Source organism: Tuberibacillus sp. Marseille-P3662 (assembly GCF_900178005.1).
In the GTDB taxonomy this organism is placed as follows: domain Bacteria; phylum Bacillota; class Bacilli; order Bacillales; family Sporolactobacillaceae; genus Marseille-P3662.
Genome location: NZ_FXBS01000005.1, coordinates 285586 through 301453, shown reverse-complemented (window position 1 = coordinate 301453; position 15868 = coordinate 285586). Strand labels below are relative to the sequence as shown.

Here is a 15868-nt window from a genome sequence, read left to right as displayed (position 1 = left end):
ACCTCCCACCTTTGATTTTCAGAGTTGAATTAAAGAACTTTCGAGAAGAATAGAATAAGCCCGAAAGCAAGTCCGATAACAGGCAACGCCTCAACAAGGCCGATACCAAGAAACATAAGACCCATCAAGCTACCGCGAGATTCCGGTTGACGTGCAGTACCTTCTATTGTACGGCTGACAACAATACCGTTGCCGATACCTGCACCAATAGCTGCTAAACCAAATATCAAACCAACTGCGATTGCGTAATCCATAAAAATATACCTCCTAAATGTAGTAAAGCAATCTTTTATATTAAAAAAATTTGTTCATAGAATTACATTTCCTAGTGTCCTGGCTCCACTTTTTCTGCGATATAGACCAATGACAATGAAATAAAAATATACGCTTGGACACCTGCCACAAAGACTGAGTAACCCAGCCATAAGAACAATGGCACTGTCGATATAGCTATGCTGGATTCTAATAAAATGACAATAAGAACTTCACCAGCAAAAATGTTACCAAAAAGTCGCAACGGTAGCGTTAACGGCTTAATAATTAAATCTTCCATTAAATGTAGAATAACTACAGGTTTGTACGGCTGGAAGTAGTTTTTAAAATACTCCTTAGGATTGCGCCTAATACCGAGATAATGTGAATAAACCAATACCGACAAAGCTAACGCAAAGGTTACACTAATGCTGGTCGTCGGTGATTTCCACCATGTTACCGGTACTTCACCATTATGCTCGCGAAGAACCTCTTCGGTAATTCCCAAGCCAGGCATAGTATGATGATACTCAAGTGTAATCATGAAAAATAGTTCCAACAAGTTGGAAAATAGAATATACAGCAACAACGTAAAGGCTAAGGTTAAAAATTTTGTTGCATTTGACTTTTCCATGAATTGCTCGGCCACACCTCGAGTAAAATCAACTACCCATTCAAACAGGTTTTGTTTGCCTTTCGGTACTCCAGAAGTCATATTCTTTGTGGTGATGACAATAAACAGGAATACCAGTAATGCTGTAATAACGATCATTAGGCATAATGGCAAATCAAATGTCATCCCTAGAAATTCACTTCTGGGAGAAAATTCTTCGCCCATATACTCACTTCACCCCTTTCACAAGATTAATTCAATGCTGTCTTTTAAAGCTGTCCAATAGAGCCATTAACGGTGCTAGCAATTGAATAAATACCAAGCCTATAACGACTGCTAACAGTGAAAAAGAATCTTGATATTGAATGGTAATAAAAACAGCTATAAAAACAATTGTGAATCTTGACAACATCCCGTTTGATCTCGTTGGTCTTTTTCCCTTATCTATTGCCCGGGATGTAATTTGTACCGCTTTAATATAACTTATCAAGGCGTTTATTAAACTAAAACTTATTCCTAAAAAAAGTCCTTGGATCACTTTTTTATATGGGAGGAAACTCCACAATAAAACAAGTACTAACATACAAATAATTGTGGATAGCAGAACTTTCTTAAAAAAAACTGTAAAACTGTTGTGCATGGTCAGTCTCCAATGTAGGGTTTAAGAATGAGATAAAGTGTATAGAACCCGGATACAATGCCTAGAAGGAGACCTATAAGGAGAAAAACAGGATGGGTTCCCCACCATTCATCTAGCTTATGTCCACAATAAACTCCTACAAGGATGCACATGGCCAAGTCAAGTCCGGCACCGCTAAAAATCGCTATTCTTTTAGACGTTTGATTCGGTTTAGCCAATAGCACCATCCCTTGTCGAAGACAAAAATAGACACATTTCTCACCTTAATACAGCTTAACGAAAGCGCTATCTTGTTGTCAACAAATATCCACTTTTTCAGAACTTCAAATGCTGGAAAGTCTTTCGCTTACAAATAGTAGATATATAAAAGTGTGAAAAATGAAAAAGCTAGAATGATTCCATTCGGAGAAAACCAACGCTAATGGCAATTAAGACAATTACCATATATACCCTGTATTGCATATAAAAGGCCCATCCCTATCCTATAACATAGTATCAGGCGGGTAACACCTTGTCAACGAAAAAAGCGGGAACCTTGAAGGGTGAAACTATATTGCTTGTACTTATATTCTACTGGAATTTTAACATCAGTGAATCCTGATTTTGTGACGTCTTTTTGAAAATCAAAGAGTAATAGAACAGACAAAGGGATATAGAATAAAAAGAAGGACCCAAGATTAATCTTGAGCCCCCCATCTATTTATTTAGTTCCAAATAACCGATCACCAGCATCGCCAAGTCCCGGGATGATGTAGCCTTTATCATCCAATTTTTCATCAAGGGCACCGAGATAGATGTCGATATCCGGATGATACTCTTGAACTTCTTTAACACCCTCAGGGGCAGCTAGCAAACACATTAACTTAATATTTTGTGCACCTTTTTCTTTTAAAAGGGTTAATGCGGCGGCTGCGGATCCGCCTGTCGCTAACATCGGATCAACGACAATTAGTTCTCTTTCATGAATATCGGAAGGCATTTTTGAATAATATTCTACAGGTCTAAGTGTCTCAGGGTCACGGTAGAGACCGACGTGACCGACTTTGGCTGTGGGAATTAAATTCAATATTCCATCAACCATACCCAATCCAGCGCGCAAAATTGGGACGACACCTAATTTTTTTCCCGATAACTGATAAGATTTTGCATCAGCAACTGGTGTTTGTACAGTTATCTCTTCAAGCGGCAAATGCCGGGTAATTTCAAAGGCCATTAGAGTGGCCACTTCATCGACTAACTCACGAAATTCTTTCGTTCCCGTATCCTGCTTCCTAATATATGTTAGCTTATGTTGAATTAATGGGTGATCCAAAACATTTACTTGTGCCATCAAATCCTCCTCAGAGATTCTTCCCGACGTATTGTACCGAAAATCAACAAGCGTTTCAACAACAATTCGAGAAATGGTTGATCCCAACACAACAAAAGACGGCTCATCGCCGTCTTTTGAATGGTCAATATTACTTCACCAATAGTTCACCGTATAAAGGAAACTGATTGGTTAATTGTTGAACATGGCTCTCAGCTTCTTTAAGTGCCTGATCATCATTTATATTCTTTAATACGGAGGCAATAATGGTCGCCACATCTCTCATAGCATCTTCATCAAAATTGCGTGAGGTGACCGCTGCCGTTCCCATACGCAAACCGCTTGTTACAAACGGACCTTCAGGATCGAAAGGAATGGTATTTTTATTTGTTGTAATGCCTACACGATCTAACGCCTTCTCAGCCTCTTTTCCGGTGATCGAAAGGTTTTGCAGATCAATAAGAACAAGGTGATTATCTGTTCCACCGGAAACTAAGTTAAGACCTTCAGCCTCCAATTGTTCACCAAAGGCTTTCGCATTGTTAATAATTCTTTGAGAGTAATCTTTGAATGAAGGGTCTAACGCTTCACCAAATGCAACGGCCTTCGCTGCAATGACATGCATAAGCGGTCCCCCTTGTAGTCCAGGGAAAACAGCTTTATCAATCTTTTTCCCATACGCCTCTTTACATAAAATCATTCCGCCGCGCGGACCGCGCAACGTTTTATGTGTCGTAGTTGTTACAAAATCTGCATATGGAACTGGATCGGAATGGAGACCCATGGCAATGAGTCCGGCAATATGCGCCATGTCCACCATGAGATACGCACCGACTTCATCGGCAATCTCTCTAAATTTGGCAAAATTAATATCACGTGGATAAGCACTAGCCCCAGCAACAATTAACTTGGGGCGATGCTCTTTTGCCTTCTCAAGAACATCGTCATAGTTGATTTTCTCTGTTTCCGAATCAACACCGTACTCAACAAAATTGTATTGTTTGCCGCTGAAATTCACAGGACTTCCGTGAGTGAGATGACCGCCATGGGATAAATTCATGCCTAAAACGGTGTCTCCGTGTTCTAGAACAGCAAAATAGACAGCCATATTTGCTTGGGCACCGGAATGAGGTTGAACATTCACATGATCCGCACCAAATAATTGTTGGGCCCGATCACGTGCCAAATTTTCGGCCACATCCACATACTCACAACCACCGTAGTAACGACGCCCCGGATAACCTTCGGCGTATTTGTTTGTTAAAACGGATCCAGCAGCTTCCAAGACCGCCCGGCTAACAAAATTTTCAGAAGCGATTAGTTCGATGTTGTTTTTTTGCCGCGTCAGTTCGCCTTGAATCGCATCAAATAATTCTGGGTCTTGCGTTTTGATATGCTCCATTGATAGCAACTCCCTTTCGAACCATTTTCATATTAATCCTACCATTTTTACATCAATAAGTAATGATTTTCAGTCAATTAATTATATCTTTTTTCATTATTCTACATCACTCGACTATTTCCCCGGAAATATCAGCGTAATTTCGACGACAACTGATCGATCAATGCTTCTATTTCCGAACACACCTTACTATATACATCCTCGGAAGCACCAAATGGATCGCTGATGTCCAGGGATGGTTGCGCATTTTCAAGGGTATGAATGTCATCCAGATTAACTTGCAAGTCCTCATGCATCTGTTGTTCTTTTTTTTGCCGTTCATCAGCAGATAAGTCTGGATTCTGGCATACATGCAACCACTCGGCTCGTTTGGTTTCATATTCGGCAATAGCCTTTTGTAAGTCTTCCCAATTACCGGCTGATGCGGTCTCAGCATTTACGAATTCCTTTAGCGTAAAGACTTTATTCTGTGCGGTTGGAAATGTCTGCAGTACTTGCATTTTGTGGCCCTCAGTCATTGTCAATATGTAGTCAGCCCAGTCTGTCAAGTCACGATCCAAAGGCCGTGAGCTATGCTCGCAAGCCACTCCACGGTCTGCCAAAGCATTGACAGCATTGGGATGTGCGGATTGACCTTTCATCGCATAAATACCGGCTGATTGAACCTGGATATGGCCCGGGCCTTTTTGTCTGAGTAATTGTTCAGCCATCGGACTGCGACACGTATTTCCCGTACAAACAAATAAAACGTTCACGTGATCACCCCAACCATAAAAAGCGCCCGATATAGACGAGCGCTTTTTAAAATAGTATATCATGGTTTTTCATTAGTTGAGAAGCAGTTTTAAGCCGATAGCAAATAATATAACGCCACCCAACGCTTCACTATAAGTACCTATTAATTTCTGGAATTTCCGTCCTAACAACAACCCAGCCCAAGTCAGCACCATACTAAAGCCGCCAAATAACAGCACGGTTAATAAAACTTTAGCACCGTAAATGCCTAAGCTGAGACCGACTGAGAAACTGTCTAAGCTGACGCTAAGTGCAAAAATGATTAAGCCAATACCCATTGGCCGAACCATCGGATCATCGTCCTGTTTTAGCGATGCAAAAATCATTTGGACGCCTAACAGCAACAATAAAACGCCGCCCGCCATTGCCGCTATATCGCCAAAATAATCCGATAGGAACCTGCCAATAAACATGCCTATCAGCGGCATAATGACGTGGAAACCACCAATAGTCAAACCAATTTTTGCGATTCGTTTCAAGCGTAATTCAAGCATGCCCATCCCCATACCAACTGAGAAGGCATCCATCCCTAATGCTATTGCCATTATTGAAAGCGTAAGTAACTCACCGACAACCGCTGATGTATCCAAAAGAGACGCCTCCTTACCCATGCCGTTAAGGTAAAACTATGCGCCCTTTTGGTGATTTAGAAGTACAAGCTGCTTTTTTGTCATTCACGGCGCTTTCCACAGGAGCACGTGTATGCCAACGGCTTACAGTACCTCACATTTTTTTATTTGTTTATAATACATTCTAAAATTAAGGACTAAGCGTACGCCCACCGGAAGCCTTTGAAAGTCGGTTCATGATGGCGACACCTATACCTTCCTCCGGAAAAGTCTCACAGAAAATCACGTCAACATGATGTTGATTAAATGCTCGTACAGCATGGTACAAACCGGTAGCAATTGTGGATAAGTCACGGCGTGACCCCACCACTTCAATAACATCGGCTGACTGATACGCTTCCTTATCTTCTTCGGTTGTTATCACACCGATTTTCTTCCCATCATTTCGGGCATCTTTAATATACTGATTGATCACATCAGATCCGCCGTTCACAAGATACATCGGAGCATCTGGTGAATAGTGAGTGTATTTCATCCCCGGTGACTTCGGTTGATCTGCGCGTTGTGACGATGGGGTATTAACAGTAATCGAACCAATGGTCTCCTCAATCGTTTCCTGGGTAATCCCGCCTGGCCGAAGGAGCACAGCGGGAGACACCGTACAATCAATGACGGTTGATTCTACACCTATGCCCGTTGCTCCACCATCCACAACACCCGCGATCTTACCATCTAAGTCATCTAAGACATGTGCTGCCGTCGTTGGACTTGGTTTTCCAGAAGCATTGGCTGACGGGGCGGCAAGCGGGAGTCCAGCTGCTTTAATAAGCGCAAGAGCTACTGGATGATCAGGCATCCGTATCGCTACAGTATTCAGCCCCGCCGTCACACGATCTGATACTCGGCCCGTCGTTGGCAGCACAATTGTCAGCGGACCAGGCCAAAATGCTTCCATCAGTTTACGGGCCTGCTCAGGGATATAAGGGACAAGCTCATCCAATTGTGAATTATTAGCGATGTGGACAATTAACGGATTGTCACTAGGACGTCCTTTCGCTGAGTAAATACGCTCAATAGCTCTATCAGACAGTGCGCTTCCACCTAAGCCATAGACGGTTTCTGTTGGAAAAGCGACCACATTTGTATTCTGTAATTCAGTTGCGGCTTGTTGAATATGTGGATAACTATCAAGATTATCAACATTTTTATCAACAGCCCAATGGATGGTGTTAACCATGCCTTCATATCCCCTTTTATCAATTGTTTATCCACCAAAACTCAACATTTATACACATTATTGTGGATAAACGTTATCCGAACTGTGTATAACTTGTTAATGGAGTGGCGTCATCAATAGTTTATTTTGTTCCGATTCCTTCACCTTGTCAAAATGTTTATGACCTATGAAGTGCGTCGGTAGTTCATCCAAAGATTGTTCCGAAAATCCAAGCGGTTCAAACAGCGAAGGATCAGCCGGCGTCACAAAATACACTGATTTCGCTTGTCGTTCACGGGCAAATCCTAAAGCAACCGTCAAAAAGTAGAACAAGTCATCACTTTTACAAGTTGACGAATCCACAACTAATGTTCGAAGCAGCGCATCTTCGTGACATAGTTCAATTCCGACCACGCCAACAATAGCTGTTTTTGATTTCATCAACAAATAGTATGTGTTCTCATCGGCCTGTTCGGGAACGGTAACTCCTACTTGCTCAGCAAACTGTTTAATATGTGGATAATCCTTATTTTGCGCAGGTTCAACAACAACGTTCATAAAAAACCTCTCCCTCATTTTAATCTACCATTTTATTAATAGTTTTATGATGGTCACGAGAGGTTTAGAAGAACAAATTCAAAATAAGTTTTTAAAAAAATGGATGATAGCCGTGAAGATGTCCACGATAAAGAACTTCACTTCAGGTTTTTCGGCTTGTTCCGCTCCGCCCTTAGAAGATCCAGCATCACTTTGATGACTATTTGATTGAGCAGGTTGTGAATCTTTGGCTTTCACGGCATCGCCATGTTCAAAATCCAAGAAGCAAAGCGGTGGAAACAAGACACACCACCAATTAGCACCTTCACCACTGCCTAAAGTAATCACTAAAGCCTGATAAGTACCCGCCGGATAAACATAACCGCCGTACATTTTGGTCGGAAACTTAGCAGGACCAAGTTGTACCGTGAAATCTTGATCAAGCCCTTGAGCTTTAAGCTGTTCCCGAACTGTCGAACGAACATCATCCAAGTGTGACTTAATCTCTTGCTTGGCTTGACTTGCTGAGGTCAGATCATATACCCAAGATTTCACATTCGCATTGACTTGATCACGAATGTCGCGCTTCACTTGCTGATCAGCAGCTGAATTACTATTAGCCAAGATCCTTAATCGTATGGCATTGTCAGGGATCTTCTTCTTATCGTTTGATGCCTGCGATAGATTTTGCTGCGTTTGCATGAGAATCATAAATAGAATCGTAGATAAGACCAGGATAAAGATAGATTTATTTTTAACTTGTTTTAGGGATAACGTTCGCTTAATATTCATGTGACACCCGCCCTTTGCCGTTTTCTTTATCAGCATTATAGACGGATCTCACAAATCTCATACTATGATTCTTTTAAAATTTGGCTGTTTTCGTATACATTGTTGTTCTTTCAGTATATTGTGTAGCGGAAATAGGGTCACTTTCCGCGGGCAATCCGCGAGCCTCCTCAAGCTCGACCTTTCAAAAGTCAACAAAAAATTTTATTTGTTATTGTGGATAATCGCGAATACCATTCGCTCTTTCTGGTTTATATCGGTTTCAATCTCGACCCTTGCGTTAGCACCAAATACATCCACAAGCATATTCTTAATACTCATTCCTTGTCCTGAGCCAATTTCAAAAGCAACGAGCGCCTTATCCATCAAAACTTTCGGTAAATCAGCGATGATACGGCGGTACATGGAGAGACCATCTTCACCGCCGGCTAGGGCAATGGCGGGGTCATGATCTTTCACAACATCATCAAGACTAAGCATATCAGGATCAGGGATATACGGTGGATTGCATATGAATACGTTCACTTGGTGTCCTGTCAGCAACAAGGGCTCCAACAAATTGCCATGATAGAACGCGATGTTAGCGCCTAAATTCGCTGCATTTTTCCGGGCAACATCTAGAGCCTCATGAGATATATCAACGGCACTCACATACCATTCCGGGTGTTCTAAAGCCAATGTTACCGCCAATATCCCGCTGCCTGTCCCGATATCACATACGTGGGTCGACCTTTGCGGAAACATATGCTGTGCCCGTCGCAATGTTCCTGCAACCAATTCTTCTGTTTCCGGGCGCGGTATCAGTACATCCGGGCTGACCGTAAACGGACGGCCATAAAACCATTCGTAACCCGTGATATGCTGAACTGGAATCCCTTTCATAACATGATCGCGAACTTTTTCCTCAAGCCAATCATCATCAGCTATATCCAGCGGATCTTGCAGGCGTGTGAGCAACTCTGTCCGATCCACCTGCAGGCGATCCCTTAGTAGAATTTCACCAACATTCGCATCGCGTCCATATTGATTTAAAAAAGAAGAAGCCCATCTCAGGGCTTCTTGAATCGATCGCTTCATCATTGTTCGGCCTCTTCCATTAACTTGGCTTGTTCTTCAACTATCAACGCTTCATGGATTTCTTCAAGCTTACCTTCTAATATCTGATCTAGTTTGTGAAGCGTTAAGCCAATCCGATGATCCGTGACCCGGCTTTGTGGGAAATTGTAAGTTCTAATCCGTTCAGAACGATCACCAGAACCGACTGCTGACTTCCGATGTTCATCATATTCCTGCTCAGCTTCTTTTTGATACTTGTCATAAATTCTCGCCCGCAACACTTTCATCGCTTTTTCTTTATTCTTAATTTGCGATTTTTCATCCTGACAGGAGACGACAATACCTGTGGGCTCGTGCGTTAACCTGACCGCCGACATCGTTGTATTAACACTTTGACCTCCGGGACCGCTCGAAGCGAATGTGTCAACACGAATATCTTTGTCTTGAATATCCACTTCAACTTCCTCAGCTTCCGGCAACACAACAACCGTTGCTGTGGACGTATGAATACGTCCGCCCGATTCCGTTTCGGGCACACGTTGAACACGATGAGCACCACTTTCAAACTTGAGCTTGGAATACGCGCCTTGACCGTTAACCATAAAAATCACTTCTTTAAAACCGCCAACTTCATTTTCACTGGTTTCAATGACATCCACTTTCCATCCGTTGGTTTCAGCATAGTGCGTATACATCTTATACAAATCACCTGCGAACAAAGCAGCTTCATCCCCGCCAGCGGCACCTCGGATTTCTACAATCACATTCTTATCATCATTGGGGTCTTTTGGCATCATCATTTTCTTCAATTGTTCCTCTAATTCTTGCTGACGATCCCCCAATTCTTCCATTTCGGTACGCGCCATTTCCTTCATATCTGGATCGGTTTCATCCGCAACCATAGCTTTGGCGCCATCATACTCTTCGATGACCTCTTTATAGTCACGGTATGTCTGTACAATGTCTTGTAAATCAGCCTGTTCTTTCGAATATTCACGAAGTTTCTTAGCGTCATTAATGACTTCAGGATCCATTAATTGTTGATTCAATTTTTCATAACGATCTTCAATTGATTGCAAACGTTCAAGCACGTTGCTTCACCTCGATCTTTTCCGATAACAAAGCTATTATAGTACAGTAGACACCCCTAGTCAAAAAAACAGTCAGGCACTTATATCATATGTATTGTTGTGCGGGAGGCGAAACTCCCGCACCTATCTTTTGACACGAAGCACGATATTATATCGAACCATTTGGCTTTGCAGTGTGTCCTTAAGTTCTTTAACTTGCCTGTCATAAGCGGCATCCGGCCCTTTATATTTAGCACCTACAACCGCCTTACCCCCGGCAAATCTAACGGAACCTGGCGTAAAATGGTCTTTTTCGCTAATTGTATGGCGAATCATGTCCCGATCGTGGCCATAATTAAAGTTTTTGGTCCCCATATTCGAGTATTCTGGTGTCCGGTTACCGTCATAAGAGTTGCCTGCATCTTGATTGCGGTTTGAAAAATAATCACTCACAGGACCAAGTCCAAAATAGTTGTCACCAGCATTCTTATTCTCAGCACTGGTGTCATAGGGCGTCACATCATTCTCCTCTGCCGTCTGCACCCCACAACCTGTTTGTGTAACCGTTAAAGCCAAAGCTCCGATGAGAAGCGATTTTTTCATAAGAAAAACACCTCCTCACGGGTAGCTTTTCCCATAAAAAGATGTTTATTGCCTGCTAATTTTCTCCTACTTCCACCGTTTCTGGCGTGCTCGTCTTGGGTACCGTGTGGCTGGGAACTTGATGACAATGCCGGCAACGCGGCTCATAAGATTCCGAAGCACCCACCAATATAACCGGATCATGATAATTTGCCGGATGACCGTCAATCAATCGCTGTGTGCGGCTCGCTGGTGAACCACAAACCATACAAATGGCATTTAATTTGCTAATGGTCTCACTTGCCGCCATCAATTCCGGCATCGGTCCAAAAGGCTCCCCACGGAAGTCTAAGTCTAACCCGGCCACAATCACCCGGACACCCTGATCTGCCAGCACTTCAGCAGTTGTAACAACATCGGCAGCAAAAAACTGGGCTTCATCAATAGCTATGACTTGAGTATCAGCTTCCTTAAGAGCCATGATTTGCTGCGCTTGGTCAATAGGTCTAGCAACAACGGAATGACCCGCATGCGAAACAACGGCTTCCTCACTATAACGGTTATCAACAGCGGGTTTAAATACTTCGACCTTCTGCTTGCCAAACGTCGCACGTCTGACGCGGCGGATCAACTCTTCAGACTTTCCTGAAAACATGCTGCCACAAATACACTCAAGCCAGCCATTTTGATTGGTTAACTGCATGGGCGTGCGCTCCTTTTAAGCGGAAAAATATAAAGAAAACAGGCAAGAAGACTTGCCTGTCTCAGGATCTCATCATTATTACTTAAGATTATATTTTTTCTTAAAGCGGTCAACACGGCCACCACTATCAGCAAATCTTTGACGACCTGTGTAGAACGGATGGCAATTCGAGCAAATCTCTACACTAAGAGGCCCTTCTTTAACGGAGCCTGTTTCGAATTCATTGCCGCAAGAGCATTTAACAGTGACTTTATGGTATTCTGGATGAATTCCTTGTTTCATGCTTTCCATCTCCTTTATGCCCTGATTATCTCTCAAACCAGAGTTTCTCTATCGCAACAGCATTTATTATATCAACCTAAAGAGGGATATGCAAATCGAATTTTTTCCATTTAAAATTCCCTTAAGATTGACCACTCTTCTCTTTCTCAAACAGCCGGAAAAATTCTTCATTTGATTTCGTTTGGCGCAAACGACGATAGAAGTGATTAACAAAGTCGGATGAGTCGTCCATCGTTTTGCGGATCGACCATAACTTATCTAAGTGATCCTTTTCAATTAACATCTCTTCTTTACGTGTTCCGGACTTGCGAATATCAATCGCTGGAAAGATGCGGCGCTCAGCCAGTTTGCGGTCAAGGTGGAGTTCCATGTTCCCCGTACCTTTAAATTCTTCAAAAATGACGTCATCCATCCTTGAACCTGTTTCGACCAAGGCGGTGGACAAAATCGTTAAACTGCCGCCTTCTTCAATGTTTCGAGCGGCACCAAAGAATCGTTTTGGCTTATGAAGCGCAGCGGGATCAATCCCTCCAGATAAGGTTCGTCCACTTGGTGGTATGACTAAGTTATAGGCTCTTGCTAAGCGCGTAATACTATCCAGTAGGATGACAACATCTTTTTTGTGTTCCACTAATCGCATCGCCCGTTCAAGGACAAGTTCAGCGACTTTTATATGATTATCGGGAACCTCATCGAAAGTTGAACTGACGACATCCCCGTCAACTGAACGTTCAATATCAGTGACTTCTTCAGGACGCTCGTCTATGAGAAGGACAATGAGTTCACTATCGGGATGATTCGTTGTGATACTATTTGCGATTTGCTTTAGCAACATGGTTTTACCCGCTTTAGGCGGAGCAACGATAAGTCCCCTCTGGCCATATCCAACTGGGGAAATCATATCCATGACACGGGTTGATATGCCTTTGGCATGCGTTTCCAACGACATTTTCTTTTCCGGATATAGAGGGGTTAATGCCGGAAAATAAACACGGTCTTTAGCAGTTTCAGGATCATCACCGTTAACCGCCTCAACATGCAGTAAACCGAAATACCTTTCATTCTCTTTAGGCGGTCTCACCTTCCCGGAAACTTTATCACCGCTCCTAAGGTCAAAGCGTCTGATCTGGGAAGCGGATATGTAAATATCCTCGGAACTCGGTGAATAATTAATCGGTCGTAAGAAACCGAATCCTTCTGAAGTGATGATTTCCAAAACGCCTTCCATAAATGACAATCCGTCATTTTCCGCACGGGCTTTCAATATAGAGAAAACCAGTTCTCGTTTTGTTAATTTACTATAATATGAAACTTTATATTGTTTGGCAAGATCATAAAGTTCTTTTAACTTCATGTTCTCAAGTTCTGCCAATGTGACTTCCATTATGACACCACACTTTTCAGTTTTCGTAATTGGCATTGGTAAATAGCTAATCTGAGAGAAGAAAAAATAAATTAGGAAGAGTTGAAAGAAATTAAGAGAAGTGCTTGATTTGCAGTAACTATTCATAGCTTTGCCGGTAACGCTAATTTATATACAGGCAAGGACACTGTCAAGCAACAACAGTGAATTATACGCTTGTTTCCCCATCTTTTCAAGAAGCACTAGCAAAAGCTAGTGCTTATTCATTTTTGATCACGAGATTCGGTTTTTTAATAAGACTATGATCACCGTTGATAAAACGAACCGTTCCTGAACGGGCTCGCATGACTAATGATTGTGTACGACCTTTATTACCTTGATAACGGACACCTCGAAGGAGCTCGCCATCGGTCACACCGGTAGCTGCAAAAATAGCATCATCACCGCTAACTAAGTCTTCCATGTGCAAGACTTGATTGACATCACTTATGCCCATGTTCAAACAGCGGTTTAATTCTTCATCATTACGCGGCATTAACCTTCCTTGAATTTCTCCTCCTAGGCACTTTAACGCCACCGCAGAAATAACACCTTCAGGGGCTCCACCTTGCCCTAATAACATATCAACGCCAGTGTTATCAAAAGCTGTGTGAATGGCGGCGGCTACATCGCCTTCTGGTATTAATTTGATGCGGGCACCTGCGTTGCGGACATCTTTGATCAATTGATCATGTCGGGGCCTGTCTAAGATGACGACCACCAAATCTTCAACATCTTTATTTCTTGCCTTCGCTACAGCTTCTAGATTATCAACCACAGGCGCATCAAGATTTATTTTTCCGACGGACTCGGGCCCGACGGCGATTTTGTCCATATACATATCCGGGGCGTGTAATAGATTTCCCCGGTCAGCAATCGCGAGGACTGCTAAAGCGTTCCACGTCCCTTTAGCAACAATATTGGTTCCTTCCACAGGGTCAACGGCAACATCAACCCCTGGTCCATCTCCCGTTCCTAAATCTTCGCCGATATAGAGCATTGGAGCTTGATCTTTTTCGCCTTCGCCAATAACAACTGTGCCCTCCATAGGTACAGTATCAAACACACTACGCATGGCCGTTGTGGCCGCATCATCAGCTTCTTCCTTTTTGGCACGTCCCATCCACCTCGCTGAAGCTAAGGCAGCTGCTTCAGTTACGCGGACCAATTCCATTGATAGACTTCTTTCCATATCCGGTTCTCCCCCTCAATGTAAAACGCTTCCATTTATTTGTAATGGAAAACCGCCTGATTAGACGATTTCCAAGATGAATATCAAGTTATAACCTGCTCTTGCTCTCGGGTATCCAAGTCTTTACGCCAAATTTTGGCACCAATACCTTTTAGCTTTTCTACTAAAAGGCTGTAACCACGGTCAATATGCTCAACGCCTGTCACTTCCGTAACACCGTCGGCCATTAAACCCGCAATCACTAAAGCCGCTCCTGCGCGTAGATCTGTTGCCCGGACGCGTGCACCTTGTAAGGTCACCGGACCGTGAATGATTGACGAACTTCCTTCAACCTTGATATCCGCACCCATTCGCCGCAGTTCATCGACATGTTTGAAACGGGATGTATAGATCGTATCGGTGACCATGCTTGTGCCATCAGCCTGCGTTAACAGCGATGTCAAAGGTTGCTGTAAATCCGTCGGGAATCCTGGGTATACCAGTGTTTTGACATCAATTTTCTTAAACGGATCTCCTGAATTAGAAATCATCATTTGATCATCACCGATCTCTACCTGGATCCCCATTTCACGAAGTTTTGCCGTCAAAGATTCAACGTGCTGTGGAATGACATTATCAATGAGAACCTGGTCACCCATGGCAGCAGCCGCAGCCATAAATGTTCCAGCCTCGATACGATCAGGAATAATCGAATGACGGCAGCCGTGTAACTCTTGAACACCCTCAATGCGGATAACGTCCGTTCCCGCACCTTTAATTTTAGCTCCCATACTCGTCAACAACGTTGCAACATCAATAATTTCCGGTTCCTTCGCCGCGTTTTCAATGACGGTTTTGCCTTTGGCTCTTACAGCCGCCAACATAATATTAATCGTTGCCCCGACACTGACAACATCAAGGTAAATGCGTGCACCCACCAGTTCTTCAGCACGCAAATAGATTGCCCCTTGCTCATTTGTAATTTCGGCACCTAGGGCCTCAAAACCTTTAATGTGTTGATCAATGGGACGTGGGCCAAGATTACACCCTCCAGGCAAACCAATAACAGCTTTTTTAAACCGGCCCAGCATAGCTCCCATTAAATAGTAGGAAGCTCTTAGCTTTTTCACCCGGCCATTTGGAAGCGGCATAGATACCATTTGACTTGAGTCAACAGTCAATGCATCACCTTCCAATTGGACAGTACCACCAATTTCCTCCAACAATTCGGACAGGGTCTGTACGTCTGAAATATTTGGTAATTGGTCAATGGTAACAGTGTCTTTCGCCAAAATAGCTGCCGGTATCAACGCAACTGCACTATTCTTTGCTCCGCTGACTTGTATGGTCCCTTTAAGGCGCTGACCGCCTTCAATCATTAGCTTATCCATGGGTTGACTCCCTTTTCTGTCATCTCACGGTTATGGTACATATACATAAACCCTGATGTCATATTTTACACCGTATTATGTGTAAAAGT

The 15868-nt window shown here is 43.0% G+C and carries 19 protein-coding genes; all 19 read right to left on the bottom strand.

Annotated elements, in window-relative coordinates; translation table 11 throughout:
- Positions 1 to 29: 29 nt before the first annotated feature.
- Positions 30 to 254 (bottom strand): F0F1 ATP synthase subunit C, encoded by a 225-nt coding sequence (gene atpE / locus B9Y89_RS07565; RefSeq protein ID WP_085522628.1) that lies wholly within the window; start codon positions 252 to 254, stop codon positions 30 to 32.
- Positions 255 to 325: 71 nt separating this feature from the next.
- Complete coding sequence (gene atpB / locus B9Y89_RS07560; protein WP_085522627.1) at positions 326 to 1090, bottom strand: F0F1 ATP synthase subunit A; 765 nt, start codon at positions 1088 to 1090, stop codon at positions 326 to 328.
- A gap of 31 nt (positions 1091 to 1121) precedes the next feature.
- Positions 1122 to 1505 (bottom strand): ATP synthase subunit I, encoded by a 384-nt coding sequence (locus B9Y89_RS19570; RefSeq protein ID WP_085522626.1) that lies wholly within the window; start codon positions 1503 to 1505, stop codon positions 1122 to 1124.
- A gap of 2 nt (positions 1506 to 1507) precedes the next feature.
- Positions 1508 to 1723, bottom strand: a complete 216-nt coding sequence (locus tag B9Y89_RS07550; RefSeq protein WP_176222145.1) for an AtpZ/AtpI family protein — start codon at positions 1721 to 1723, stop codon at positions 1508 to 1510.
- Positions 1724 to 2205: 482 nt separating this feature from the next.
- Positions 2206 to 2835 carry a uracil phosphoribosyltransferase gene (gene upp / locus B9Y89_RS07545; protein ID WP_085522624.1) on the bottom strand — a complete coding sequence of 210 codons (630 nt, stop codon included), beginning with the start codon at positions 2833 to 2835 and terminating at the stop codon, positions 2206 to 2208.
- A 130-nt stretch (positions 2836 to 2965) separates the two neighbouring features.
- Positions 2966 to 4216 (bottom strand): serine hydroxymethyltransferase, encoded by a 1251-nt coding sequence (gene glyA, locus B9Y89_RS07540; protein WP_085522623.1) that lies wholly within the window; start codon positions 4214 to 4216, stop codon positions 2966 to 2968.
- Positions 4217 to 4347: 131 nt separating this feature from the next.
- Positions 4348 to 4971, bottom strand: coding sequence for a low molecular weight protein arginine phosphatase (locus B9Y89_RS07535; RefSeq protein WP_176222144.1), 624 nt, complete (start codon positions 4969 to 4971; stop codon positions 4348 to 4350).
- A gap of 72 nt (positions 4972 to 5043) precedes the next feature.
- Positions 5044 to 5556, bottom strand: a complete 513-nt coding sequence (locus tag B9Y89_RS07530) for a manganese efflux pump MntP (RefSeq protein WP_441351472.1) — start codon at positions 5554 to 5556, stop codon at positions 5044 to 5046.
- A gap of 214 nt (positions 5557 to 5770) precedes the next feature.
- The gene (locus B9Y89_RS07525; RefSeq protein ID WP_085522620.1) at positions 5771 to 6817 is read right to left on the bottom strand and encodes an L-threonylcarbamoyladenylate synthase; all 1047 of its coding nucleotides are present in this window, start codon (positions 6815 to 6817) and stop codon (positions 5771 to 5773) included.
- Between the two features lie 96 nt (positions 6818 to 6913).
- Positions 6914 to 7354: a GNAT family N-acetyltransferase gene (locus tag B9Y89_RS07520; RefSeq protein ID WP_085522619.1), complete on the bottom strand. Its 441-nt coding sequence runs from the start codon at positions 7352 to 7354 to the stop codon at positions 6914 to 6916.
- Positions 7355 to 7432: 78 nt separating this feature from the next.
- Positions 7433 to 8125 (bottom strand): stage II sporulation protein R, encoded by a 693-nt coding sequence (gene spoIIR / locus B9Y89_RS07515; RefSeq protein WP_139822751.1) that lies wholly within the window; start codon positions 8123 to 8125, stop codon positions 7433 to 7435.
- 201 nt (positions 8126 to 8326) lie between these two features.
- Positions 8327 to 9199 carry a peptide chain release factor N(5)-glutamine methyltransferase gene (gene prmC / locus B9Y89_RS07510; RefSeq protein WP_085522792.1) on the bottom strand — a complete coding sequence of 291 codons (873 nt, stop codon included), beginning with the start codon at positions 9197 to 9199 and terminating at the stop codon, positions 8327 to 8329.
- The gene (gene prfA / locus B9Y89_RS07505) at positions 9199 to 10269 is read right to left on the bottom strand and encodes a peptide chain release factor 1 (protein WP_085522617.1); all 1071 of its coding nucleotides are present in this window, start codon (positions 10267 to 10269) and stop codon (positions 9199 to 9201) included. The genes prmC and prfA overlap by 1 nt, the downstream gene beginning before the upstream one ends.
- 123 nt (positions 10270 to 10392) lie before the next feature.
- Entirely contained in the window at positions 10393 to 10851 is a 459-nt protein-coding gene (locus B9Y89_RS07500) for a hypothetical protein (RefSeq protein ID WP_085522616.1), read from the bottom strand.
- A gap of 55 nt (positions 10852 to 10906) precedes the next feature.
- Positions 10907 to 11533, bottom strand: coding sequence for a thymidine kinase (locus B9Y89_RS07495; RefSeq protein WP_085522615.1), 627 nt, complete (start codon positions 11531 to 11533; stop codon positions 10907 to 10909).
- A gap of 78 nt (positions 11534 to 11611) precedes the next feature.
- On the bottom strand, positions 11612 to 11815 hold the full coding sequence (gene rpmE / locus B9Y89_RS07490; protein ID WP_085522614.1) for a 50S ribosomal protein L31: 204 nt from the start codon (positions 11813 to 11815) through the stop codon (positions 11612 to 11614).
- Between the two features lie 121 nt (positions 11816 to 11936).
- Positions 11937 to 13199, bottom strand: a complete 1263-nt coding sequence (gene rho, locus B9Y89_RS07485; protein WP_085522613.1) for a transcription termination factor Rho — start codon at positions 13197 to 13199, stop codon at positions 11937 to 11939.
- Between the two features lie 238 nt (positions 13200 to 13437).
- On the bottom strand, positions 13438 to 14409 hold the full coding sequence (glpX, locus tag B9Y89_RS07480; RefSeq protein ID WP_085522612.1) for a class II fructose-bisphosphatase: 972 nt from the start codon (positions 14407 to 14409) through the stop codon (positions 13438 to 13440).
- Between the two features lie 83 nt (positions 14410 to 14492).
- Positions 14493 to 15779: a UDP-N-acetylglucosamine 1-carboxyvinyltransferase gene (locus B9Y89_RS07475; RefSeq protein WP_085522611.1), complete on the bottom strand. Its 1287-nt coding sequence runs from the start codon at positions 15777 to 15779 to the stop codon at positions 14493 to 14495.
- Positions 15780 to 15868 lie beyond the last annotated feature (89 nt).

Coding starts and splice junctions, on each gene's coding strand:
- atpE (WP_085522628.1), bottom strand. CDS start 254: ATGGATTACGCAATCGCAGTTGGTTTGATATTTGGTTTAGCAGCTATT.
- atpB (WP_085522627.1), bottom strand. CDS start 1,090: ATGGGCGAAGAATTTTCTCCCAGAAGTGAATTTCTAGGGATGACATTT.
- B9Y89_RS19570 (WP_085522626.1), bottom strand. CDS start 1,505: ATGCACAACAGTTTTACAGTTTTTTTTAAGAAAGTTCTGCTATCCACA.
- upp (WP_085522624.1), bottom strand. CDS start 2,835: ATGGCACAAGTAAATGTTTTGGATCACCCATTAATTCAACATAAGCTA.
- glyA (WP_085522623.1), bottom strand. CDS start 4,216: ATGGAGCATATCAAAACGCAAGACCCAGAATTATTTGATGCGATTCAA.
- B9Y89_RS07530 (WP_441351472.1), bottom strand. CDS start 5,556: ATGGCAATAGCATTAGGGATGGATGCCTTCTCAGTTGGTATGGGGATG.
- B9Y89_RS07525 (WP_085522620.1), bottom strand. CDS start 6,817: ATGGTTAACACCATCCATTGGGCTGTTGATAAAAATGTTGATAATCTT.
- B9Y89_RS07520 (WP_085522619.1), bottom strand. CDS start 7,354: ATGAACGTTGTTGTTGAACCTGCGCAAAATAAGGATTATCCACATATT.
- spoIIR (WP_139822751.1), bottom strand. CDS start 8,125: ATGAATATTAAGCGAACGTTATCCCTAAAACAAGTTAAAAATAAATCT.
- prmC (WP_085522792.1), bottom strand. CDS start 9,199: ATGAAGCGATCGATTCAAGAAGCCCTGAGATGGGCTTCTTCTTTTTTA.
- B9Y89_RS07500 (WP_085522616.1), bottom strand. CDS start 10,851: ATGAAAAAATCGCTTCTCATCGGAGCTTTGGCTTTAACGGTTACACAA.
- B9Y89_RS07495 (WP_085522615.1), bottom strand. CDS start 11,533: ATGCAGTTAACCAATCAAAATGGCTGGCTTGAGTGTATTTGTGGCAGC.
- rpmE (WP_085522614.1), bottom strand. CDS start 11,815: ATGAAACAAGGAATTCATCCAGAATACCATAAAGTCACTGTTAAATGC.
- rho (WP_085522613.1), bottom strand. CDS start 13,199: ATGGAAGTCACATTGGCAGAACTTGAGAACATGAAGTTAAAAGAACTT.
- glpX (WP_085522612.1), bottom strand. CDS start 14,409: ATGGAAAGAAGTCTATCAATGGAATTGGTCCGCGTAACTGAAGCAGCT.
- B9Y89_RS07475 (WP_085522611.1), bottom strand. CDS start 15,779: ATGGATAAGCTAATGATTGAAGGCGGTCAGCGCCTTAAAGGGACCATA.